Origin of the sequence: Pseudorhodoplanes sinuspersici, from assembly GCF_002119765.1 — a bacterium.
GTDB classification, from domain to species: domain Bacteria; phylum Pseudomonadota; class Alphaproteobacteria; order Rhizobiales; family Xanthobacteraceae; genus Pseudorhodoplanes; species Pseudorhodoplanes sinuspersici.
Map to the genome: position 1 here is coordinate 4,394,821 of NZ_CP021112.1, position 20,900 is coordinate 4,415,720.

A 20,900-nucleotide genomic window follows, 5' to 3' on the forward strand; every position below is an offset into this window, starting at 1 on the left:
CCCATGATTCAGATGCAAACTAACCTGGACGTTGCCGATAATTCCGGCGCGCGCCGCGTCATGTGCATCAAAGTTCTGGGCGGCTCGAAGCGGAAATATGCCACCATCGGCGACATCATCGTGGTGTCGGTGAAGGAGGCGATCCCGCGCGGCCGCGTGAAGAAGGGCGACGTCATGAAGGCGGTCGTCGTGCGGATTTCGAAGGACATCAAGCGGTCCGACGGTTCCGTGATCCGTTTTGATCGCAATGCGGCCGTGCTGATCAACAATCAGTCGGAGCCGGTCGGCACCCGTATCTTCGGACCGGTGCCTCGCGAATTGCGTGCCAAGAACCATATGAAGATCATTTCGCTCGCCCCGGAGGTGCTGTGATGGCGGCCAAGATCCGTAAAGGCGACAAGGTCATTGTCCTGACCGGCCGCGACAAGGGTCGCTCCGGTGAGGTGATCGAGGTGCGTCCGACCGAAGGTCGTGCGCTGGTTCGCGGCGTCAACATGGTGAAGCGTCACCAGAAGCAGACGGCGCAGCAGGAAGGCGGCATCATCTCGAAAGAGGCGAGCATCCACCTGTCGAATATCGCGCTGGCGGACCCGAAGGACGGCAAGCCGACCCGCGTTGGATTCAAAATCATGAATGACGGACGCAAGGTGCGTGTCGCACGGCGTTCGGGAGCTGAGATCGATGGCTGATACGCAGAAGTCATACGTTCCGCGTCTGAAGACGCAGTTCGACGAGGTCATCCGCGGCAAGCTGACCAAGGATTTCGGTTATACGAATCCGATGCAGGTGCCGGTGCTCACCAAGGTTGTGCTCAATATGGGCATCGGCGAGGGCGTCAACGACCGCAAGAAGGTCGAGAATGCCGCGAACGATCTGGCCCTGATCGCCGGTCAAAAGACGATCATCACGCGTTCGCGCAAGTCGATCGCGAGCTTCAAGCTGCGCGACGGCCAGGCGATCGGCACCAAGGTCACGCTGCGCAAGACGCGGATGTATGACTTCATCGACCGCCTCGTGAATATCGCGCTGCCTCGCGTGCGAGACTTCCGCGGCCTGAACCCGAAAAGCTTCGATGGCATGGGCAATTATTCGCTCGGCCTCAAGGAACACATTATTTTCCCGGAAATCGACTACGACAAGGTGTCGGATGTCTGGGGAATGGACATCACAATCTGCACGACGGCGCGCACCGATGACGAGGCGCGTGCGCTGCTCGTGGCGTTAAACTTCCCCTTCCGGCAGTGAGAGCTGAAACCTCTCAGACGCGGATAGTCAGGAGACTTTGATGGCGAAGAAGAGTTCGATCGAGAAGAACAAGCGGCGTCGCAAGATGACGAAGTCGTTTGCCGGCCGCCGTTCGCGGCTGAAAGAGATCGCCATGGACAAGACCAAGCCGATGGAAGAGCGCTTCGCGGCCTCTCTCAAGCTTGCCGAATTGCCGCGCAATTCGTCAGCCACGCGTATTCGCAACCGCTGCGAGGTGACGGGCCGTCCGCGCGCCTATTACCGCAAGCACAAGCTGTCGCGTATCGCGCTCCGTGAGCTCGGCAACAAGGGCCTGATTCCAGGCCTTGTGAAGTCGAGCTGGTAAGGGAGGTCGGACATGGCTGTGAACGATCCGATCGGCGATTTGATCACCCGCATTCGCAATGCGCAGGAGCGGCACAAGCAGAAGGTGTCGTCGCCTGGTTCCAAGCTGCGCGAGCGCGTTCTCGAGGTGTTGAAGTCCGAAGGCTATATCCGCGGGTTTTCGACCGTGGAGCACAAGGACGGACGCAACGAGCTGGAGATCGAGCTGAAATATTTCGACGGCACGCCGGTGATCCGCGATATCTCGCGTGTGTCGAAGCCCGGCCGCCGCGTCTATGTGGCGGTGAAGAACCTGCCGCGGGTCAATAACGGCCTCGGCATTTCCATCCTGTCGACCCCGAAGGGTGTCATGGCGGATCACTCCGCGCGTGACGCCAATGTCGGCGGCGAACTGCTCTGCACGGTGTTCTGATGTCCCGCGTCGGCAAGAAACCGGTCACTGTCCCGTCAGGCGTTACCGCCAATGTGCAGGGCAAGACCATCAGCGTGAAGGGGCCGAAAGGCACCTTGTCGCTCGTCGTCGACGACCGCGTGAAGGTCGCGATGGACAAGGGTGAGATCAGCGTCGATCCGGCTGACGAGAGCAAGGAGGCGCGCGCGCTGTGGGGCACCACGCGAGCGAACCTGAACAATATCGTCACCGGCGTCACGCAGGGCTTCGAGCGCAAGCTCGAAATCACCGGCGTCGGTTATCGTGCGGCCGTGCAGGGCAAGAACCTGCAGCTCGCGCTCGGTTACAGCCACGACGTCGTCTATCCGATCCCGGAAGGCATCGCGGTTGCGACGCCGAAGCCGACCGAAATCGTCGTGACCGGCATCGACCGCAGAAAGGTCGGCCAGGTGGCGGCCGAGATCCGCGCTTACCGTCCGCCGGAGCCCTACAAGGGCAAGGGCGTGAAGTATTCCGACGAATTCATCTTCCGCAAGGAAGGCAAGAAGAAGTAACGCCTGAGGGCACGTTTATGGCACACAAAACCAAGACAGAGCGCCGTCAGGCGCGTGTTCGCCGCGCCGTCAAGGCGGCGGCCAACGGCCGCATGCGGCTTTCCGTGCATCGCTCCTCCAAGCATATCTATGCTCAGGTGATCGATGACGTGAACGGCGTCACGCTCGTTGCCGCATCGACGCTGGAAAAGACCCAGCGCGAGACCGGCAAGACCGGCGCCGATATCGAAGCGGCGAAGGTGGTCGGCAAGCTCGTTGCCGAACGCGCAAGCGAGAAGGGGATCAAGAATGTGGTCTTCGATCGCGGGCGCTTCATGTTCCATGGCCGCATCAAGGCTTTGGCCGACGCTGCGCGCGAAGGTGGACTGAGTTTCTAACCGGGCAAAAGGCAGAGGGCCTTCAGCGCCCGAGGGATAGACGATATGGCACGTGAACCCAGACGCGAACACCGCGGTGAACGGGAAGAGTCGGAATTCATCGACAAACTCGTTCACATCAATCGCGTCGCGAAGGTGGTGAAGGGCGGCCGGCGTTTCGGCTTTGCCGCGCTGGTGGTGGTCGGCGATCAGAAGGGCCGGGTCGGTTTCGGCCACGGCAAGGCACGCGAAGTGCCGGAAGCGATCCGCAAGGCGACCGATGCGGCGAAGCGCAACCTGACGCGCGTTCCGCTGCGCGAGGGCCGCACGTTGCATCACGACGTGTATGGCCGTCATGGCGCCGGCAAGGTTCAGTTGCGTGCGGCTCCGGCCGGTACCGGCATCATCGCCGGTGGCCCGATGCGCGCGGTGTTCGAGTCGCTCGGCATGCAGGACATCGTCGCCAAGTCGCTCGGCTCGTCGAACCCCTATAACATGGTGCGCGCGACCTTCGACGCATTGAAGAACCAGGATTCGCCGCGTTCGGTTGCGGCGCGTCGTTCGATCAAGGTCTCGACCCTGCAGGCACGTCGCCGCGAAGAGGGTGTCGAGGCAACCGCCGAATAATACGATCGAGCAATCGGTCCGGTCACTGGAAAGCTGGTTAGTCATGGCAGCGAACAAAACCATTAAGGTCGAGCAGGTCGGTAGCCCGATCCGCAGAGACAGCGCGCAGCGCAAGACGCTGATCGGTCTCGGCTTGAACAAGATTGGCCGCGTGAAGGAATTGCAGGACAATCCTTCGACCCGCGGCATGATCGACAAGGTCGGGCATCTGGTCCGCATCGTCGAAGGAAAATAGTTTTTCGTCATGCCCGCACGCGTTGCGGGCATCCACGTCTTACTCGTTTGAGACTGAGACGCGGGCGGTCGGGTCAAACCGGCCATGACAAGAGAGAGAACGAGGACTGGGTTATGAAGCTCAATCAGATCGCAGCCCGTCCGGGCTCCACGAAGGCGCGGACCCGCGTTGGTCGCGGTATTGGCTCGGGCAAGGGCAAGACCGGCGGCCGCGGCGGCAAGGGCCAGACCGCGCGTTCCGGCGTTCGCATCAAGGGGTTCGAAGGCGGCCAGATGCCCTTGCATCGCCGTCTGCCGAAGCGCGGCTTCCGCAACACGATGTTCGCGCTGGCGCTGAACGAGATCAACCTCGATCGCATTCAGACGGCGATCGACGCCGGCACGCTCGACGCCAAGAACCCGATCGACATCGATACGCTGGTGAAATCCGGCGTGCTGAGCCGCGCCCGCGACGGCGTGAAGCTGCTCGGCGGCGGTGAAATCAAGGTGAAGGCTGATTTCGTGGTTTGGCGTGCCTCGAAGTCCGCCATTGCCGCGGTCGAGAAGGCCGGCGGTACGGTGAAGGTGCTTGCGCCTTCCAAGGAAGAGCCGAAGGAGCCGCGCGGCAAGAATGCCCGTTTCGCGGCCGGTATCGACAAGCCGAAGATCATCGAATCCGCCCCGGCTCCAAAGGGTGGCAAGAAAAAGGCTGACGCCAAGGCCGACACCAAGGCAGAAAAGCCAGCCAAGGGTGCAGGCAAAGCCTCGACGTGAGCCCCATATGACGCCTGCAGGGCGACGGGGTTAGACGGGGTCAGGAGCGAGCATGGTCTCTGCAGCGGAACAATTGGCAGCCAACATCAACTTCTCGGCGCTTGGAAAAGCCGAGGAGTTGAAGAAGCGTATCTGGTTCACGCTTGGCGCTCTGCTGGTCTACCGGCTCGGCACGTATATTCCGCTGCCGGGTATTGATCCGTCCGCGTGGGAACAGATTTTCCGCACCCAGGCCGGCGGCATTCTGGGCATGTTCAACATGTTCGCCGGCGGCGGCATCCAGCGCATGGCGATTTTCGCGCTGAACATCATGCCGTATATCTCGGCCTCGATCATCATTCAGCTGATGACGACGGTGTCGCCGACGCTGGAAGCGCTGAAGAAAGAGGGCGAGGCGGGCCGCAAGACGATCAATCAATACACCCGCTACCTGACCGTGGTGCTGGCCGTGTTCCAGGCCTATGCCATTGCCATCGGCCTTGAAGGCGCCGGCAATGTGATCAGCGATCCGGGCTGGATGTTCCGCATCTCGACCGTGATCACTCTGACGGGCGGCACCATGTTCCTGATGTGGCTCGGCGAGCAGATCACCTCGCGCGGTATCGGCAACGGCATTTCGCTGATCATCATGGCCGGCATCGTCGCCGAGCTGCCGTCGGCCATCGCCGGAACTCTTGAACTCGGCCGCCAGGGCGCGCTGTCCACCGGACTGATCCTGGTCGTGATCGTGATGGCGATCGTCGTCACCGCTTTCATCGTGTTCATGGAGCGCGCCCAGCGCCGCCTGTTGATCCAGTATCCGAAGCGCCAGGTCGGCAACCGCATGTTCGAGGGCCAGTCCTCGCATCTGCCGCTGAAGCTCAACACGTCGGGCGTGATCCCGCCGATCTTCGCGTCATCCCTGCTGCTGTTGCCCACCACGATGGCGAACTTCGCCGCCGGGCAGGGATCGGGCTGGTTGACCACGATCACGACGCAGCTCAGCCACGGACGGCCGCTGTTCCTCGTGCTGTATATCTCGCTGATCGTATTCTTCTGCTTCTTCTACACCGCGATCGTGTTCAACCCGACCGAGACCGCGGACAATCTGAAGAAGCATGGTGGCTTCATTCCGGGCATCCGTCCGGGCGAGCGCACCGCCGAATATATCGATTACGTGCTGACGCGCATCACGGTGATTGGCGCAATCTACATTTCGATCGTGTGCCTTATCCCGGAAATCCTGATCTCGTATGCGGCTGTGCCGTTCTATTTCGGCGGCACATCGCTGTTGATTGTGGTGACGGTGACTATGGACACGGTCGCACAAGTTCAGGGACACTTGCTGGCACACCAATACGAAGGCCTGATCAAGAAATCGAAGTTGCGGGGGCGACGTAGATGAGGTTGATCCTGCTCGGACCGCCGGGGGCGGGTAAGGGCACTCAAGCGCAGAGGCTGGTTGAGAAGCACGGCATCGTGCAGCTTTCCACTGGCGATATGCTCCGCGCCGCGGTTGCGGCCGGCACGCCAGTAGGACAGCGCGCCAAGGATATCATGGCGCGCGGCGAGCTTGTTCCGGACGATGTGGTGGTCGATATCATCGCTGACCGGATCGAGCAGCCCGACGCGAAGAATGGTTTCATTCTCGATGGGTTTCCGCGCACGGTCGGCCAGGCCGAAGCGCTGGAAAAGCTGCTGGCGAGGAAGGGCCTGAAGCTCGACGGCGTGATCGAGCTGATGGTCGATGACAGCATCCTGCTGCAGCGGATCGAGAAGCGAATCGCGGACATGCAGGCGCGTGGCGAACCCGTCCGGGCCGATGACAATGCCGAATCGCTCGGCAAGCGCCTGACTGCCTACCACCTCCAGACGGCGCCGCTGTCGCATTACTACCGCCAGAAAGGCCTGCACAAGGCCACCGATGGCATGGCGCCGATCGATGAGGTGACCGAAGCGATCGGGCAGCTTCTGGCGTCGAAACCGCGCCGGAAGGCCGCTGCTACGGGCAAACGCCGGGCCCGGGTGACGACTGGTCGCCGCCCGGCAGGCCGCAAGCCGGCTGCGCGGACCGCGCCAAGAAGTGCTTCAGGAGGCGCGTCAGGGCGCGCGACTGGCAAGTCGACCGCCAAAAAGGCGAAAAAGGTATCTAAGGGTGTCGTCCGCAAGGCCGCCGCCAAGAAGAAGCCGGCCAGAAAGGCGGCTAAACGCACCAAAGCCGCGAAAGCGGCCAAAAGTGCAACCACCCGCCGCAAGGCGGTCAAGACGAGGAACTCGACCCGGAATCGGGCTTCAAAAGCCCGTTCCGGCCGCGGCCGGAGGTTGACGAAGCGTCGTTGAATCCGTACATACCGCGTCATTCAGTGGGAGAACGTACGCGCGATACCGGGCCCCGAAAGAGGCGGGGGCAGGGTGTCGTGCTAAATTATTGCGGTCCCCTCCGGAGACACGGACAGAACAGAAAGGTTGATCGGCAGTCCTGACCGACTGTCGGCACATGGAGCGAGATCGTGGCCCGTATCGCAGGTGTCAATATTCCGACCAACAAGCGCGTCGTCATCGCGCTTCAATACATTCATGGCATCGGCGAGAAAGCAGCCGACGACATCATGCAGCAGCTACACATTCCGTATGAACGGCGTGTGTCGCAACTCACCGACGCCGAGGTGCTGCAGATCCGCGAGATGATCGATCGCGATTATACGGTCGAGGGCGATCTGCGCCGCGAAACGGCAATGAACATCAAGCGTCTCATGGATCTCGGTTGCTACCGCGGTCTGCGTCACCGCAGGGGCCTGCCGGTGCGCGGTCAGCGCACGCACACCAACGCCCGTACCCGCAAGGGGCCGGCGAAGGCGATTGCAGGCAAGAAGAAGTAATTTCGGATTGGTCGCTCCGGGTCGCGAACCGGAGCCGCGAAAGGAACGAGAATGGCAAAGGAAGTGACGCGCGTCCGTCGCCGCGAGCGCAAAAATATCGTCTCCGGCATCGCGCATGTGAATGCCAGCTTCAACAACACCATGATCACCATAACCGACGCACAAGGCAATACGATTGCTTGGTCGACGGCTGGTACGATGGGGTTCAAAGGCTCGCGCAAATCGACCCCTTACGCCGCGCAGATTGCGAGCGAAGACGCCGCCAAGAAGGCGCAGGAACACGGCATGCGCACGCTTGAAGTCGAAGTGTCGGGCCCGGGCTCGGGACGCGAATCAGCCCTTCGCGCGCTGCAGTCGGCGGGCTTCACGATCACCTCGATCCGCGACGTGACGCCGATCCCGCATAACGGCTGCCGTCCGCGCAAGAGGCGCCGCGTATAAGCGATACGACAACCCGGCGGCTGGGCGTATTCGTCTGCCGCCGCCGACACCTCTCACGGGGCGGGCGTGGGTTTCGCAGAACAAGACCGAGCCGTTTAAGGCGATGGGTGCAAACGTGACGATCCAGAAAAATTGGCAGGAACTGATCAGGCCGAACAAGCTGCAGGTGTCGGCGGGTGCCGATCCGCGTCGTGAGGCGACGCTGATCGCAGAACCGCTTGAGCGCGGCTTTGGTCTCACACTTGGTAATGCGCTGCGGCGCATTTTGTTGTCTTCGCTGCAGGGCGCCGCTGTGCAGTCAGTCCATATCGACGGTGTGCTGCACGAATTCTCGTCGATTGCCGGCGTCCGCGAGGACGTGACCGACATCGTCCTCAATATCAAGGACATCGCCATCAAGATGCAGGGCGAAGGCCCCAAGCGCATGGTGGTGAAGAAGTCCGGCCCCGGCATCGTGACCGCCGGCGACATCTCGACCGTCGGCGATATCGTCATCCTCAATCCGGAACTCGTGCTCTGCACCCTGGACGAGGGGGCCGAGATCCGCATGGAATTCACCGTCAATACCGGCAAGGGCTATGTCGCCTCCGAGCGCAATCGTCCCGAGGATGCGCCGATCGGCCTGATCCCGGTCGACAGCCTGTATTCGCCGGTGAAGAAGGTCTCCTACAAGGTCGAGAACACCCGCGAAGGTCAGATCCTCGATTACGACAAGCTGACGCTGCAGATCGAAACCAATGGCGCGGTGTCGCCTGAGGACGCGCTCGCCTATGCTGCACGCATCCTGCAGGACCAGCTCAACGTGTTCGTGAATTTCGAGGAGCCGCGCAAGGAAGTCGTCGCCGAGTCGATCCCCGATCTCGCCTTCAACCCGGCCTTCCTCAAGAAGGTGGACGAACTGGAATTGTCGGTGCGTTCGGCCAACTGCCTGAAGAACGACAACATTGTCTATATCGGCGATCTCGTTCAGAAGACCAAAGCCGAGATGCTGCGGACCCCGAATTTCGGCCGCAAGTCGCTGAACGAAATCAAGGAAGTGCTGGCGCAGATGGGCCTGCACCTCGGTATGGAAGTGCCTGGCTGGCCGCCGGAGAATATCGACGACCTCGCCAAGCGTTTCGAGGACCATTACTGAGTTTGAGTTGACCCGTCATGGCTGGATTTCGTCCGGCCATGACGTTGTAAAGGGCGAACGCAGGAAGCCCACCTGAGCAGAGAGTCCGGCGGATTGTCGCGACACAGAGAAGAGAAGGAATAGTTCAATGCGTCACGGCAAGGCTCACCGGAAACTCAACAGGACCGCCGAGCATCGCAAGGCGATGTTTGGCAACATGTGCGCAGCCCTGATCAAGCACGAGCAGATCATCACCACGCTGCCGAAGGCGAAAGAGCTTCGCCCGGTTGTTGAGAAGCTGATTACGCTGGGCAAGCGCGGCGACCTGCATGCGCGCCGGCAGGCTGTTGCGCAGATGCGCGACGTCGGCATGGTCAAGAAGCTCTTCGAGGTGCTTGGCCCCCGCTACAAGGAGCGCAACGGCGGCTATACCCGCATCATCAAGGCTGGTTTCCGCTACGGCGATTCCGCTCCGGTTGCGGTGATCGAATTCGTCGATCGCGACGAGGATGCAAAGGGCCAGGATTCAGGTCCGGTGCAGGCCAAAGCTGAGGACGCGGCCGCAGCGTAACGCTGCCTGCCGAACCGATTTGAAAAAGCGGCGCACACAAGCGCCGCTTTTTTTGTTTGTGCCAATCGTCGAAATCCGGAGCCCGGCGTTACTTCCATCAAAGCTGGAAAGGACTCTGAGGAGAAATCGATGGCGGCCTATGTGATATCGGAAGTGGAGTTCCGCGATCCGGCGCTGGTGGCACAATATCGGGCGATTGCGCAGGACACGATCGAACGCTATGGCGGCCGTTATCTCGTTCGCGGCGGGGCCGCCGAACTGGTCGAAGGCAGCGGTGAGCTGCGCACGATGATCATCGTCGAATTTCCGTCGATGGAGGCCGCGCGCCAGTGGTACCGCTCTCCCGAATATGCCGAGGCGCTAAAGGTGCGCCGCGATGCGCTGGAGCGCCGGCTGATCTTCGTCGAGGGTGTCCCCGGTTGATTGCCGCCACAACTTTTCGAATCCGGCAGGTCATGTCACCGGCATAAGCGTTCTCAATCCCATCCCGCCAGCACGATCTTGCCCTTGGCGCGCCCGCTTTCCAGCATGGCATGCGCGCGCTTCAGATTGGCGGCATTGATCGCGCCATACTCCTCGCCAAGCGTCGACCTGACAACGCCGTCGTCGATCAGCGCCGCGACATCGTTGAGCAGATTATGCTGCGCGATCATGTCAGCGGTCTGGAACAGGCTGCGCGTGTACATGAATTCCCAATGCAGCGCGACGCTTTTGCGCTTCAACAGCGACACCGCGAGCGTTGCCGGATCGTCAATCAGTCCGAAATGACCCTGTGGTGCGATCAGATCGACAATCGCTTCGAAATGCTGGTCGGTGTTGGTCAGGCTGGCGACGAGGCTGACCGGCGGGATTTTCAGCTTGTCGATCTGCTCACGCAGCGGCTTGCTGTGATCGATCACCGCATGCGCGCCGAGATCGAGACACCACTGCGTGGTTTCCGGGCGCGAGGCCGTGGCGACAATCGTCAACCCGGTGAGGCGCCGCGCCAGTTGAATGAGGATCGATCCGACGCCGCCGGCGCCGCCGATGATCAGCAGGGTTCGATCATCGGGTGACTTGCCCGGGCGAACGGCAAGTCGGTCGAACAGCAACTCCCAGGCGGTGATCGTCGTCAGCGGCAGGGCCGCGGCCTGCGTGAACGAGAGTGATGCCGGCTTACGTCCGACGATGCGCTCGTCCACGAGATGCAGTTGCGCGTTTGCGCCCGGCCGGTCGATCGCACCCGCATACCAGACTTCGTCGCCTGGCCTGAACATCGTCACGTCCGGGTCGATGGCATCGACCACGCCTGCGACGTCCCAGCCAAGGACCGCCGTTTCACCGTCGGACGGCGCTGACCGCACCCGCATCTTGGTATCGACCGGATTGACCGAAATCGCTTTCACCGCAACGCGCAGGTCGCGTCCCGCCGGCGTCGGGACGGGGAGATCGACATCGATCAGCGATTGCGCATCCGCAATGGGAAGGGACTTGTGATAGCCGACGGCTTTCATGATTGGCATCCGCGCGATGAGACCGGAATTGAGAATGAAGGTTGTGGTGACTTGCGTGTTTTCTGCTAGGAATACAAGTACTGCCCTGAAGTGTAGATAGGGACCATTTGGATACTAATAGCCGTTTTCGCGGGGAAATGACGCGTCATGAAAACGAAACGATATGATTGCGCACCCGGCTGTCCGGTGGAGGCGACCCTCGATCTGATCGACGGCAAATGGAAGGGCGTGATTCTGTATCACCTGCAGGACGGCACACTCCGGTTTGGCGAGTTACGCAAAAAACTGAATGCCATCACCCAGCGCATGCTGACCAAGCAATTGCGTTCGCTGGAAACGTCCGGCCTGATCACCCGCACGGTCTATGCTGAGGTGCCGCCTCGCGTGGAGTATGGCTTGTCGGCCGAGGGAAGGCGTCTGCAGCCGGTGATCGAAGCGTTGCGGCTCTGGGGTGAAGCCTATCTCGCCCGGCAGTCCAGGGAGACTGCAGAGCCGCGCAAGCGGCGTGCCCGCGCGGCATGACTTGATACGTCTTCGCTGGTGGGTTGCCTTTTGCCTTATCGGCGCGGAAAGATCCGTGTTTGCTTGTTGTCAGCTTACGTTGCCTCGATCGCCTTGGCCGGCCGGCGGCGCAATGCACCGAACGCCGCCCATGCCAGCAGAGCAGCCGTAATGGCCATGACGGTGGCACTGATCGGGCGTTCCAGGAACACCATGAAGTCACCGCGCGAGATTAATAACGTGCGGCGCAGGTTTTCCTCCATCAGCGGCCCCAGTACGAAGCCGAGGAGCAGCGGAGCGGGCTGAAAGTCGACCAGACGCATGGCATAGCCGAGCCCTCCAAACACCATGACCATTACGACGTCGGAGGGGCTGTTATTGATGCTGTAAACGCCGATGCAGACGAACATCAGGATGGCGGGATACAAAAGGTGATAGGGGATCACCAAAAGCCTGATCCATAGGCCGATGAGCGGTACGTTCAGGATCACGAGCAGAACATTGCCGATCCAGAAGCTCATGACCAGGCCCCAGAACATGTCCGGATGTTTGGCCATCAGTTGCGGGCCCGGCACGATGCCGTGGATGGTGAGCGCGCCGAGCATCAGCGCCATGACGACATTGCCTGGAATGCCCAACGTCATGGTCGGAATGAACGCGGTCTGGTCGGCCGCGTTATTTGCGGCTTCCGGTGCCGTAATGCCTTCGATCGCGCCTTTTCCGAATCGGGAGGGATCGCGTGCGATTTTCTTTTCGATCGCATAGGCCATGAAAGAGGCGATCACACCCCCGGTCCCGGGCAGCGCGCCGAAGAATGAGCCGAGGCCCGTACCGCGCAATATCGGCATCCAGGAGCGGCGGACTTCGTCGCGGGTGGGAATCATCGAACGAAAGGTGATGCTCTTGCGGTCAATCTCCCCGCGCCGGATCGTACGAATGCTTGCGATAACCTCGGAAACGCCAAAAAGACCCATGGCGACGACGACAAGGCTCACGCCATCGTATAATTCAGGGATATCGAAAGTGAAGCGCCCAGCTCCCGTCTCAAGATCGGAGCCGGCGGTGCCGAGCAAAATGCCGAGCACGACCATGGCGATGCCCTTGAGAGCGGAGCCGCTCGAGATGGTCGAAGCCGCGACCAATCCCAACACCATCATTGAGAAATATTCGGCCGGCCCGAATTTCAGCGCAGCGCTCACGATCAGCGGGGACAGCAGCATCATGACGACGATACCGATGCTGCCGCCGATAAAGGATGCGACCGTGGTCATCAAGAGCGCGACGCCAGCGCGGCCCTGCTTGGCCATGGGATAGCCATCGAGACAGGCGACTGCGGCCGAAGGCGTGCCGGGCAGATTGAGCAGGATCGACGCGGTAGAGCCGCCATAACTCGCCCCATAGAACACGCCGGCCAGCATGACGATCGCGGACGTTGCGTCGAGATGAAACGTGATCGGCAGCAACAGCGAGATCGCCGCGAGTGCGCCGATGCCCGGCAATACGCCGACCAGCGTCCCGAGGAGAACGCCGACGAAACAATAAAACAGGTTGGACAGGGAGAAAGCGACCGTCAGCCCGATCGTCAGATTGTCGATGAAGCTCGCAAACATGAATGTCCTCGCGGCCGTTCGTCAGAATGACGGAATGAAAGACGGCCATATGAATGGCTGTATCGGCATGCCGAGACCGACACGGAAGATAAGCACCGCCAGTAATGACAGCGCCGCGCTGAGAAGCGCTGCTTCGACAAATCGAAGCTTATTGTCAGCGAGAACGGCCGCTAAGGTTAGCAGCACGATCGCTGGCACGAGGCCTGCGGTCCTGATGGTGAGCGCAAACAGCAGTGTGCTGACGAGGACGGCGGCCAACGAGCGATAATCAGGCTGAGGCAGACGACCTGGCCTGAACAATGCAGGGACGGCGACGAGCACGCCGAGGCCGGCAAGGATGTAGCCGAGTGCCATCGGAAACATGCCTGGGCCCATATGAGTGACAGTGCCGAGCGGTAAATTCTGCGCTGCATGAACAGCACAAAATACGCCCAGCGCGATCAAAGCGGCACCGCCAATGATGTCGCGATAATCACGGGTCTGCATGAATGATCAGCCTCGTCGTGGCGTTGGATGTCTATTTGGGGAAGCAAGCAGGGGACTTTGTCCAGCACGATTTATGCGGGACGCGCCTCCTGTTTACGGCCAACCTGCCACACGTATTCCCTGCCGATACCCTGTGTACATTGACAGGTAGCTCAGACACTTGGGGCCGAAGACGCGCGCTAGGGCGTGTCGAAATTCATTCGCGAGGCTTGTTTCTTCAAGGTGTGGCAACAGGCGAAGTGCTCACGGCAGTGATATCGACTGCTTGTTCGTGCGAGCGCGACAATTCAGCGCACACAGACAGCGGAAGCAAATGGAGCGTCTATTTTATTTCTTCTTCTCTGGCCCGCCGATCGCGCCATAGAGATCGACGGGGGCGAAGTCGTCGGTGATGATTTCGCCGCGCTTGGTTTGCGATTTCACATCGGCAATGCGCTTGCCGATCATCTTCGGCAGCGAATAGCGGAACTTGTATTGTTCCTGCATCGCCTCGGCGCGCTGTGAAAGAGTCTCCGGCGAAATCTCGGCGTCGGTGACCACCGTAATCACTTCGCCTTCGCCGGACGGATAGAGATCGACCCGCTTGAAGACGTCGCCGAGTGTCAACACCGTCGAGGCATAAAGCTTCGTGCCGTCATGCACGTTAAACGCCGCTGCGCCGCCGGGATTCAGCCGATTCTTGAGAAGCTGGTAGAACTCCTTCGTCAAAAGATGGAACGGCACGAAACCGCCGTGGAACGCATCGACCAGGATCAGGTCGTATGTCTTCTTGTTGCGATTGAGATAGACGCGGCCGTCGGCGTCGAAATATTTGACGCGGTCGGAATCCGTGATGCCGAAATAGTTGCGCGCAGCGGTGATGACGCCGGGATCGATCTCGACTGTGTCGATCTGTACGCTCGGCATCGCGCGGCCGAGATAGGTCGAGATCGAGCCGCCGCCGAGGCCGATCATCAGGATGCTTTTCGGCTCGGCCGGATAGATCACCGGGACCGTCATGAATTGGGTATAGGCGACAGGAAGGTCATCGGGATCGCGCAGGTTGGTCACCGACTCGGTGTAGTTCCAGCCCTTGAGCTGAAACGACATGGTGATTTCGTTGCGGCGCTTATGAATAAAGATGTCGTTGTATTCGGTCTCGATCCGCGTGAGCTGACCGTCCGGCTTTTTCAGAAGTTCGCTGCGCAGCTTTTCGTTGACCAGCGTATCGGCTTGCGCCTCGTTGCCAGCGAACGCGGCAAGGAGGGCCAGCAGCGATAATGCGACGGCGTTGCGGTTCTGCCGGGTGAGCGCGGGGAGCATGATCAGCAATAATGCGGCAACGATCCCGGCCGTTCCGAGCGAGAGCGTGATCGCACGCGAGCCCATGGTCGGAATGAGGTAGAAGGTGGTGCCCAGCGTGCCGATAATCGAGCCTGCGGTGGAGACGCCATAGACCGTGCCCGACACCATGCCGCTCGACGCCGGCGATTTCAGGAGCAGCCGGATTGCGAATGGCGAATACATGCCAAGGAATGTCACCGGGAAGAACAGGATGGTGATCGCGGAGACGAGGCTGCCGATCTTGATATCATCGATCGCATTCAGCACGACTTCCAGCATCGGCTGGGAGAAGGCCGGCAGCACGAGGATGTAGAGGGAGCCGATCAGGACGGTAATGCCGAGGACGCGCGGGGAGGGCGTGCGGTCTGCCAGCCAGCCGCCGATGAAATAGCCGACGGTCAGTGACAGCAGCACGGTCGAGATCAGCGAGGCCCAAGTATAGATGCCGCTTCCGAAATAGGGGTTGAGGTAGCGCGAGCCGAGCATTTCGAAGCTCATGACGATGGCCCCCACCACGAAGGCGACGACATAGATGATCACCGCCGCGGCCGCGGTTCTGCCCGGAATTTCGCTCACGAAGGTCTCCTCGACACTGAATCCTGCCGTTGAACCGGATTATCGGCGACTTTCACTGCCCGGTACAAGCAGTTGCTCTCGTTGAATTATTCGCTCCAGCCGATGAACATCATGTGTACGCGCCGGCCCTTCTATTGACGCAAGCTCCGGCCTATATCTGACCGCAGATTCGCTACGGGATTTCCTATGACAGATCGTCGCTCCCTCCGGACCGTTCTCGGCATTTTGGCTCTGACCGCGCTGACACTGGCTCCTGCCGCCCACGCCCAAGATCGCGTTCAGGATCGCGTGGTGCCGCGCAGCGGCGCGGAACTGAAACTGTCGTTCGCCCCGGTGGTGAAACGGGCAACGCCTTCGGTCGTCAACGTCTATGCTGCGCGTGCGGTCGAAGTTCGCAATCCGCTGTTCGACGATCCATTGTTCCGCCGCTTCTTCGGCGCGCCGGGCAACATCCCGCGCGAGCAGATGCAACGCTCGCTCGGTTCCGGTGTGATCGTCGATCCGAGCGGTCTGATGATCACCAACAATCACGTGGTCGAAGGCGCGACCGAAGTGAAGGTCTCGCTCGCCGACAAGCGCGAATTCGAGGCCGAGATCGTTTTGAAGGATTCCCGCACCGACCTTGCCGTGCTGCGGATCAAGGACGCGGGCAAGGAGCGTTTTCCTGCCGTCGAGTTCGGCAATTCGGACGAGTTGCAGGTCGGCGACGTGGTGCTGGCGATCGGCAATCCGTTCGGTGTCGGCCAGACCGTGACCCATGGCATCGTCTCGGCGCTGGCGCGCACGCAGGTCGGCATCACCGATTACCAGTTTTTCATCCAGACCGATGCGGCGATCAATCCCGGCAATTCCGGCGGCGCGCTGGTCGATCTGTCGGGCAAGCTGGTCGGCATCAATACAGCGATCTTTTCGCGCTCGGGCGGCTCACAAGGCATCGGCTTCGCCATTCCGGCCAACATGGTGCAGGTGGTCGCAGCGTCCGCGAAAGGCGGCGGCAATGCGGTGAAGCGGCCGTGGCTCGGCGCGAAACTGCAGAACGTGACACCGGAAATCGCCGAGGGGCTGGGCCTCAAGCGCGCCTCCGGCGCACTGGTCGCAAGCGTCTCGTCCAACTCGCCGGCGGCGAAGGCCGGGCTGAAATCCGGTGACGTGATCGTGTCGATCGATGGCCAATCGGTGGAGGACCAGAACGGGTTCGATTATCGCTTCGGACTGCGGCCGCTGGGTGGCAACGCGCAGGTCGGCGTATTGCGCGGCGCCAATGAAACGACGCTCGCCGTTGCCTTGGTGACGGCACCGGAGCGGCCGCGGGAGGAGATCGTCATCAAGGCGCGCTCGCCCTTGACGGGGGCCAAGGTCGGCAATCTGTCGCCGGCATTAGCGGACGAGTTGCGGCTCGATCCGTCGACCGAAGGCGTTGTGGTGCTCGAGATCGCCGGCGGCTCGCCGGCACAGCGTCTCGGCTTTCAGCGTGGCGACGTTGTGCTGGCGATCAACGAACAAAAGGTAGAAACGAGCAAACAACTCGAAAGGGTCACGCGTGATACCAATCGCCTGTGGCAGATCACCATCCTGCGCAACGGCCGTCAGGTGACGGCGCAGTTCGGGGGATGAGTACCGGTTGCACCACTGGGGTGTCCCGGATGCAGTGCAGCGCCGCAAGCGCGTTTACGCGCGTCTTCGACGCGCTATGGCGGTGCACTGCTAAGCCGGGACCCATCCTTCAGTTTTGCAATATCTGGGTCCCGGTTCTGCACGGCAGCGTTTCACGTTGCTGTGCGCCCGGGACACGAGACCGCTCATGACGCCGCGCGCCAAGCAAAGCGGCCCCAACCTGTTCACCGCGGCAGGGCTGGACAAGAATGCGCCGCGCCCGCTGGCCGATCGGTTGCGTCCGCAGAAACTGTTGGAGGTCGTGGGGCAGGACCACCTGCTTGGGCACGACGGCACGCTGACGCGGATGCTGGAGACGCGCTCGCTCGGCTCACTGGTGTTCTGGGGGCCGCCCGGCACCGGCAAGACCACGGTGGCGCGATTGCTGGCGCAGGAAACCGACCTGCATTTCGAGCAGATTTCCGCGATCTTCACTGGCGTTGCCGATCTGAAGAAAGTGTTCGAGCAGGCGCGCGCGCGGCGCGAGAGCGGGCAAGGCACGCTGCTGTTTGTCGACGAGATTCACCGGTTCAATCGCGCGCAGCAGGATTCATTCCTGCCGGTGATGGAAGACGGCACCATCGTGCTTGTCGGAGCCACCACGGAAAACCCATCGTTTGAACTGAATGCGCCGCTGCTCTCGCGTGCGCGCGTGCTGGTGTTTCGTTCGCTGGACGAAGCGGCGATCGAAAAGCTGCTGGCGCGCGCCGAAGAGATCGAGGGCAAGCCGTTGCCGCTCGATGCGGATGCGCGGGCCTCGCTGATCCGCATGGCCGATGGTGATGGCAGAGCCTCTCTGACGCTGGTCGAAGAAGTGTGGCGCGCCGCGCGCGCCGGTGAAATCTTCGATGAAGCCGGGCTGCAGAATATCGTGCAGCGCAGAGCGCCGATCTACGACAAGGGCCAGGACGGGCATTACAATCTGATTTCGGCCCTGCATAAATCCGTGCGCGGATCCGATCCCGATGCGGCGCTCTATTATCTCGCGCGCATGTTCGATGCCGGCGAAGACCCGCTCTATATCGCGCGGCGCGTCGTGCGGATGGCGGTGGAGGATATCGGGCTCGCCGATCCGCAGGCGCTGGTGATCTGCAATGCCGCCAAGGATGCTTACGATTTCCTCGGCTCTCCCGAAGGCGAGCTCGCCATCGCACAGGCGGTGATCTATGTCGCCACCGCGCCCAAATCGAATGCCGGCTATACGGCCTATGGCGCGGCGATGCGCACCGCCAAGGAGCACGGCTCGCTGCTGCCGCCCAAGCACATCCTCAATGCGCCGACGCGCTTGATGAAGGATGAGGGCTATGGCCGCGGCTATGCCTATGACCACGACACGCAGGAAGCGTTTTCTGGCCAGAATTATTTCCCCGACGCCTTGCCGCGCCAGACATTCTACGATCCGCCCGAGCGCGGCTTCGAACGCGAGATCCGCAAGCGGCTGGATTACTGGGCCAAGCTGCGCAAAGAGCGCAATTCGTCGTAGCGTGCCAGCGCTTTCCGGAAGAGCGGGCCTTGCGTCCATCGCTTCGGCAAGGCGGCTCACGAAACAGTGACACATCGGAGGATCGGCGCAGGCTAGACGACGTGTCTTTACCGGTTGGACTGCGGCGGGCGGCAGCCCGGCGCTGACGACGCCCGGTGAAGATCGGCTGGACTTGGGGGGTAACGCAGAAATTGGACGAATCCATTTCGAGAACCACGATGGCCCTGATCGGGCCGGGGATCCTCAGCGTCTTCGGGCTTGCCTTCCTGTGGGCCTGGATCATCGAAAAGAAGCGTCACTACCTGCTTCTCCTTGCGGCCGCCCCGGTCCTGTTCGCCTTGGGCGTGATCGTCCAGGTGTTTTCCTGGCCCCCCGGCGTCGGTCCGAATGCGTTGCTGTCCGGCCTTTTCTACACACTAGCGGTGCTGCTTACGGCGGAGGCGATTGTCCGCAGGTCCGGCAAGCGGTTCGGTCTTCCGCTTGATCTCGTCTTCCTCACGGCCATCATGGGTGGCCTGTGGTATTTTGCCTATATCGCGCCGAACGTGCTCGTGCGCGTCTATATCCAGAACTTCGGATACGGGCTCATCTTCCTCGTCGCCGCTCTGTTCTTGACGCATCTGATGCGCGGCAGGCGTGTCGATCGCGTGCTGTTTTGGGTGCTGCTTGCCTTCAGCGTTCACTTTTTCGTCCGTACGGTGCTGACAATCGGCTTCAGCGCGCCAGTCGGCGTCAAAGCGTTTGGTGCATCGCTGTTCTGGCATGCGCTGCATTTGTCACTGGCGGTGCTGGGCGCAGGCCTTGCGCTGACTGTGCTTGCGGCGGCGCTGTCCGACGTGATCGACGACTTGCGCCGGGAGGGCGAGGTCGATGGGTTGACCGGTGTGCTCAACCGTCGCGCTTTCGAAAACCGTGCTTCATCTCTGATGGCTAAGGCGGAATATACACCCTGTAGCCTGGTGGCCTGCGATCTCGATCGCTTCAAAGAGATTAACGATCGTTACGGACATGCGGCCGGCGACGAGGTTTTAAGGGTTTTTGGTGATTTCCTCAGGGTGGCCATTCGTGCATCCGACCTTGCGGGACGGATTGGCGGCGAGGAGTTTGCCATTCTGCTGCCGGGCTCAACCCGGGATGACGCGTATCGGCTTGCGGAGCGCCTGCGCGTTGATTGGTCGGAGGTCGAATTTGCATGTCTTCCCGCCGGCAAACGCGTGACGTCGAGTTTCGGTATTGCCGAGGTGAGGCCAGGCGATGACCTTTTCGAACTGCTCGAGCGTGCTGACACGCAGCTGTATCAAGCCAAGGCGACGGGACGAAACCGCACGGTCTTCGACGATGCCGCCTTGTACCGGATGGCAGAACCGCTCGATCGTGAGCGCGTCGCTATTTCAAGCTCTTGATGAATTCGAGGATCGGCCCCGTTAGCGCCGTATCGTCCGTACCAATCGAATAGCCGAGCGACAGGTGGCTGTGCTGATCGAGGAGCAGCGTGCGTGGCTTGCCGCCCGGCGCATTCGCCATTGCGGCAGCCAGCTTTTCGAATTGCGAGACGAAAGGTCCCGGATCGCGTTCGGCATAAACGAGCATGGAAGGAATGCCCAGTTTGTCGAGGCCGTTGATCGGCGAGCGCTCGGCATAGAGCGAAGCATCGTCGCCGATATAGGAGCGGTAATTGTCGGTCAGCGGGAAGGTCGTCATGTCGTAGATGCCGGAGGTCAGGATCAGCCCGGTGAGGCTGATGCCCCTCGGACCGTGGAACTGCGGCATGGCCGCGTAGGTGCCGGCATGGGTAGCTCCGGCCGAATGTCCGAACAGGATGATTTTCGACGGATCGCCGCCAAAGGTCGCAATATTGTCGATCACCCAACGCACGGCGGCGCCAACATCTTGCGCGCCCGCCGGCCACGGGCCTTCGGGCGCCAGCCGATAGGTGATGTTGACGCCGACCAAGCCGTTGCGTGCGGCCCAGAGCGGGACATTGTCGTAATAGGGCGTGCCGGGCGTATGCTTGTTGCCGCCGGTAAAGCCGCCGCCATGAACGAAAACCAGCACCGGCCGGGTGCCGGTCGCACCTTGCGCGGTGAAGACATCGAGGATGTTGCGCTCTGCCGGTCCGTATTGGATGTTGCGGACGACGGTCACACCCGGATAGGGCTCCTTGTCGTGCATGGCGGCATAGATCGCGCCGGTCTTGGCGGGATCGATGACGCGGCCGATGGCGGCGATCTGTGCGGCGATGTCTGGGGACATGGGACGTGACCTTGGGCTTGTTTTTATGAGCCG

General features: G+C 61.2%; 25 protein-coding genes and 1 pseudogene. 21 read left to right on the plus strand and 5 right to left on the minus strand.

The window, feature by feature from the left end:
* The first annotated feature begins 3 nt into the window (after positions 1-3).
* The 17 genes and pseudogenes from rplN to CAK95_RS21395 all read left to right on the plus strand — a co-directional run bounded on the left by rplN (position 4) and on the right by CAK95_RS21395 (position 9,912).
* Positions 4-372, plus strand: coding sequence for a 50S ribosomal protein L14 (rplN, locus tag CAK95_RS21315; protein ID WP_086089743.1), 369 nt, complete (start codon positions 4-6; stop codon positions 370-372).
* Positions 372-689: a 50S ribosomal protein L24 gene (gene rplX, locus CAK95_RS21320; protein ID WP_086089744.1), complete on the plus strand. Its 318-nt coding sequence runs from the start codon at positions 372-374 to the stop codon at positions 687-689. The genes rplN and rplX overlap by 1 nt, the downstream gene beginning before the upstream one ends.
* Complete coding sequence (gene rplE / locus CAK95_RS21325; RefSeq protein WP_086089745.1) at positions 682-1,245, plus strand: 50S ribosomal protein L5; 564 nt, start codon at positions 682-684, stop codon at positions 1,243-1,245. The genes rplX and rplE overlap by 8 nt, the downstream gene beginning before the upstream one ends.
* 40 nt (positions 1,246-1,285) lie before the next feature.
* Entirely contained in the window at positions 1,286-1,591 is a 306-nt protein-coding gene (gene rpsN / locus CAK95_RS21330; RefSeq protein WP_086089746.1) for a 30S ribosomal protein S14, read from the plus strand.
* Positions 1,592-1,603: 12 nt separating this feature from the next.
* Entirely contained in the window at positions 1,604-2,002 is a 399-nt protein-coding gene (gene rpsH / locus CAK95_RS21335; protein WP_086089747.1) for a 30S ribosomal protein S8, read from the plus strand.
* Complete coding sequence (rplF, locus tag CAK95_RS21340) at positions 2,002-2,535, plus strand: 50S ribosomal protein L6 (protein WP_086089748.1); 534 nt, start codon at positions 2,002-2,004, stop codon at positions 2,533-2,535. Before rpsH ends, rplF begins: the two co-directional genes overlap by 1 nt.
* Before the next feature lie 17 nt (positions 2,536-2,552).
* Entirely contained in the window at positions 2,553-2,912 is a 360-nt protein-coding gene (rplR, locus tag CAK95_RS21345; RefSeq protein ID WP_086089749.1) for a 50S ribosomal protein L18, read from the plus strand.
* Between the two features lie 45 nt (positions 2,913-2,957).
* Positions 2,958-3,518 (plus strand): 30S ribosomal protein S5, encoded by a 561-nt coding sequence (rpsE, locus tag CAK95_RS21350; protein WP_086089750.1) that lies wholly within the window; start codon positions 2,958-2,960, stop codon positions 3,516-3,518.
* A 43-nt stretch (positions 3,519-3,561) separates the two neighbouring features.
* On the plus strand, positions 3,562-3,753 hold the full coding sequence (gene rpmD, locus CAK95_RS21355; protein ID WP_086089751.1) for a 50S ribosomal protein L30: 192 nt from the start codon (positions 3,562-3,564) through the stop codon (positions 3,751-3,753).
* A 113-nt stretch (positions 3,754-3,866) separates the two neighbouring features.
* A pseudogene (gene rplO / locus CAK95_RS21360) lies at positions 3,867-4,340 on the plus strand (50S ribosomal protein L15); the annotation flags it as partial.
* Positions 4,341-4,557: 217 nt separating this feature from the next.
* Complete coding sequence (gene secY / locus CAK95_RS21365; RefSeq protein ID WP_086089753.1) at positions 4,558-5,889, plus strand: preprotein translocase subunit SecY; 1,332 nt, start codon at positions 4,558-4,560, stop codon at positions 5,887-5,889.
* Positions 5,886-6,824, plus strand: a complete 939-nt coding sequence (locus tag CAK95_RS21370; protein ID WP_086089754.1) for an adenylate kinase — start codon at positions 5,886-5,888, stop codon at positions 6,822-6,824. Before secY ends, CAK95_RS21370 begins: the two co-directional genes overlap by 4 nt.
* Positions 6,825-6,994: 170 nt before the next feature.
* Complete coding sequence (rpsM, locus tag CAK95_RS21375; protein WP_086089755.1) at positions 6,995-7,363, plus strand: 30S ribosomal protein S13; 369 nt, start codon at positions 6,995-6,997, stop codon at positions 7,361-7,363.
* A 51-nt stretch (positions 7,364-7,414) separates the two neighbouring features.
* Positions 7,415-7,804: a 30S ribosomal protein S11 gene (rpsK, locus tag CAK95_RS21380; protein WP_086089756.1), complete on the plus strand. Its 390-nt coding sequence runs from the start codon at positions 7,415-7,417 to the stop codon at positions 7,802-7,804.
* A 103-nt stretch (positions 7,805-7,907) separates the two neighbouring features.
* Positions 7,908-8,939: a DNA-directed RNA polymerase subunit alpha gene (locus tag CAK95_RS21385; RefSeq protein ID WP_086089757.1), complete on the plus strand. Its 1,032-nt coding sequence runs from the start codon at positions 7,908-7,910 to the stop codon at positions 8,937-8,939.
* A gap of 127 nt (positions 8,940-9,066) precedes the next feature.
* Positions 9,067-9,489 carry a 50S ribosomal protein L17 gene (rplQ, locus tag CAK95_RS21390; RefSeq protein ID WP_086089758.1) on the plus strand — a complete coding sequence of 141 codons (423 nt, stop codon included), beginning with the start codon at positions 9,067-9,069 and terminating at the stop codon, positions 9,487-9,489.
* A 129-nt stretch (positions 9,490-9,618) separates the two neighbouring features.
* A complete protein-coding gene (locus CAK95_RS21395; protein WP_086089759.1) occupies positions 9,619-9,912 on the plus strand; it encodes a DUF1330 domain-containing protein in 294 nt (97 codons plus the stop codon).
* A 53-nt stretch (positions 9,913-9,965) separates the two neighbouring features.
* Here CAK95_RS21395 and CAK95_RS21400 read toward each other — a convergent pair whose 3' ends face one another.
* Positions 9,966-10,982, minus strand: a complete 1,017-nt coding sequence (locus CAK95_RS21400; protein WP_086089760.1) for a zinc-binding alcohol dehydrogenase family protein — start codon at positions 10,980-10,982, stop codon at positions 9,966-9,968.
* 147 nt (positions 10,983-11,129) lie between these two features.
* On the opposite strand from CAK95_RS21400, the gene CAK95_RS21405 reads away from it, so the two are divergent.
* Positions 11,130-11,504 (plus strand): winged helix-turn-helix transcriptional regulator, encoded by a 375-nt coding sequence (locus CAK95_RS21405; RefSeq protein WP_086089761.1) that lies wholly within the window; start codon positions 11,130-11,132, stop codon positions 11,502-11,504.
* Positions 11,505-11,578: 74 nt separating this feature from the next.
* Here CAK95_RS21405 and CAK95_RS21410 read toward each other — a convergent pair whose 3' ends face one another.
* The 3 genes from CAK95_RS21410 to CAK95_RS21420 all read right to left on the minus strand — a co-directional run bounded on the left by CAK95_RS21410 (position 11,579) and on the right by CAK95_RS21420 (position 15,478).
* A complete protein-coding gene (locus tag CAK95_RS21410) occupies positions 11,579-13,093 on the minus strand; it encodes a tripartite tricarboxylate transporter permease (protein WP_086089762.1) in 1,515 nt (504 codons plus the stop codon).
* Positions 13,094-13,114: 21 nt separating this feature from the next.
* Complete coding sequence (locus tag CAK95_RS21415) at positions 13,115-13,579, minus strand: tripartite tricarboxylate transporter TctB family protein (protein WP_086089763.1); 465 nt, start codon at positions 13,577-13,579, stop codon at positions 13,115-13,117.
* A gap of 327 nt (positions 13,580-13,906) precedes the next feature.
* Positions 13,907-15,478, minus strand: coding sequence for a spermidine synthase (locus CAK95_RS21420; RefSeq protein WP_086089764.1), 1,572 nt, complete (start codon positions 15,476-15,478; stop codon positions 13,907-13,909).
* Positions 15,479-15,664: 186 nt separating this feature from the next.
* Here CAK95_RS21420 and CAK95_RS21425 point away from each other — a divergent pair, with 186 nt between their 5' ends.
* From CAK95_RS21425 to CAK95_RS21435, 3 genes are all read left to right on the plus strand, one after another.
* Positions 15,665-17,092: a DegQ family serine endoprotease gene (locus CAK95_RS21425; protein WP_086089765.1), complete on the plus strand. Its 1,428-nt coding sequence runs from the start codon at positions 15,665-15,667 to the stop codon at positions 17,090-17,092.
* A gap of 187 nt (positions 17,093-17,279) precedes the next feature.
* Positions 17,280-18,614, plus strand: coding sequence for a replication-associated recombination protein A (locus CAK95_RS21430; protein WP_086089766.1), 1,335 nt, complete (start codon positions 17,280-17,282; stop codon positions 18,612-18,614).
* Between the two features lie 218 nt (positions 18,615-18,832).
* On the plus strand, positions 18,833-20,017 hold the full coding sequence (locus CAK95_RS21435) for a GGDEF domain-containing protein (protein ID WP_086089767.1): 1,185 nt from the start codon (positions 18,833-18,835) through the stop codon (positions 20,015-20,017).
* Here the strand turns inward: CAK95_RS21435 and CAK95_RS21440 are convergent.
* On the minus strand, positions 20,001-20,867 hold the full coding sequence (locus tag CAK95_RS21440) for an alpha/beta hydrolase (RefSeq protein WP_086089768.1): 867 nt from the start codon (positions 20,865-20,867) through the stop codon (positions 20,001-20,003). The two genes, CAK95_RS21435 and CAK95_RS21440, sit on opposite strands and share 17 nt — an antisense overlap.
* Positions 20,868-20,900 lie beyond the last annotated feature (33 nt).

Excerpts from the sequence above, each read along its gene's own strand:
- rpsK (WP_086089756.1), top strand. The coding sequence starts at position 7,415 with ATGGCAAAGGAAGTGACGCGCGTCCGTCGCCGCGAGCGCAAAAATATC.
- CAK95_RS21385 (WP_086089757.1), top strand. The coding sequence starts at position 7,908 with ATGGGTGCAAACGTGACGATCCAGAAAAATTGGCAGGAACTGATCAGG.
- CAK95_RS21395 (WP_086089759.1), top strand. The coding sequence starts at position 9,619 with ATGGCGGCCTATGTGATATCGGAAGTGGAGTTCCGCGATCCGGCGCTG.
- rpmD (WP_086089751.1), top strand. The coding sequence starts at position 3,562 with ATGGCAGCGAACAAAACCATTAAGGTCGAGCAGGTCGGTAGCCCGATC.
- rpsH (WP_086089747.1), top strand. The coding sequence starts at position 1,604 with ATGGCTGTGAACGATCCGATCGGCGATTTGATCACCCGCATTCGCAAT.
- CAK95_RS21400 (WP_086089760.1), bottom strand. The coding sequence starts at position 10,982 with ATGAAAGCCGTCGGCTATCACAAGTCCCTTCCCATTGCGGATGCGCAA.
- rplE (WP_086089745.1), top strand. The coding sequence starts at position 682 with ATGGCTGATACGCAGAAGTCATACGTTCCGCGTCTGAAGACGCAGTTC.
- rplX (WP_086089744.1), top strand. The coding sequence starts at position 372 with ATGGCGGCCAAGATCCGTAAAGGCGACAAGGTCATTGTCCTGACCGGC.
- CAK95_RS21415 (WP_086089763.1), bottom strand. The coding sequence starts at position 13,579 with ATGCAGACCCGTGATTATCGCGACATCATTGGCGGTGCCGCTTTGATC.
- secY (WP_086089753.1), top strand. The coding sequence starts at position 4,558 with ATGGTCTCTGCAGCGGAACAATTGGCAGCCAACATCAACTTCTCGGCG.
- CAK95_RS21405 (WP_086089761.1), top strand. The coding sequence starts at position 11,130 with ATGAAAACGAAACGATATGATTGCGCACCCGGCTGTCCGGTGGAGGCG.
- CAK95_RS21435 (WP_086089767.1), top strand. The coding sequence starts at position 18,833 with ATGGCCCTGATCGGGCCGGGGATCCTCAGCGTCTTCGGGCTTGCCTTC.
- rplN (WP_086089743.1), top strand. The coding sequence starts at position 4 with ATGATTCAGATGCAAACTAACCTGGACGTTGCCGATAATTCCGGCGCG.
- rplQ (WP_086089758.1), top strand. The coding sequence starts at position 9,067 with ATGCGTCACGGCAAGGCTCACCGGAAACTCAACAGGACCGCCGAGCAT.
- rplF (WP_086089748.1), top strand. The coding sequence starts at position 2,002 with ATGTCCCGCGTCGGCAAGAAACCGGTCACTGTCCCGTCAGGCGTTACC.
- CAK95_RS21430 (WP_086089766.1), top strand. The coding sequence starts at position 17,280 with ATGACGCCGCGCGCCAAGCAAAGCGGCCCCAACCTGTTCACCGCGGCA.
- rpsN (WP_086089746.1), top strand. The coding sequence starts at position 1,286 with ATGGCGAAGAAGAGTTCGATCGAGAAGAACAAGCGGCGTCGCAAGATG.
- rplR (WP_086089749.1), top strand. The coding sequence starts at position 2,553 with ATGGCACACAAAACCAAGACAGAGCGCCGTCAGGCGCGTGTTCGCCGC.
- CAK95_RS21410 (WP_086089762.1), bottom strand. The coding sequence starts at position 13,093 with ATGTTTGCGAGCTTCATCGACAATCTGACGATCGGGCTGACGGTCGCT.
- rpsE (WP_086089750.1), top strand. The coding sequence starts at position 2,958 with ATGGCACGTGAACCCAGACGCGAACACCGCGGTGAACGGGAAGAGTCG.
- CAK95_RS21370 (WP_086089754.1), top strand. The coding sequence starts at position 5,886 with ATGAGGTTGATCCTGCTCGGACCGCCGGGGGCGGGTAAGGGCACTCAA.
- CAK95_RS21425 (WP_086089765.1), top strand. The coding sequence starts at position 15,665 with ATGACAGATCGTCGCTCCCTCCGGACCGTTCTCGGCATTTTGGCTCTG.
- CAK95_RS21440 (WP_086089768.1), bottom strand. The coding sequence starts at position 20,867 with ATGTCCCCAGACATCGCCGCACAGATCGCCGCCATCGGCCGCGTCATC.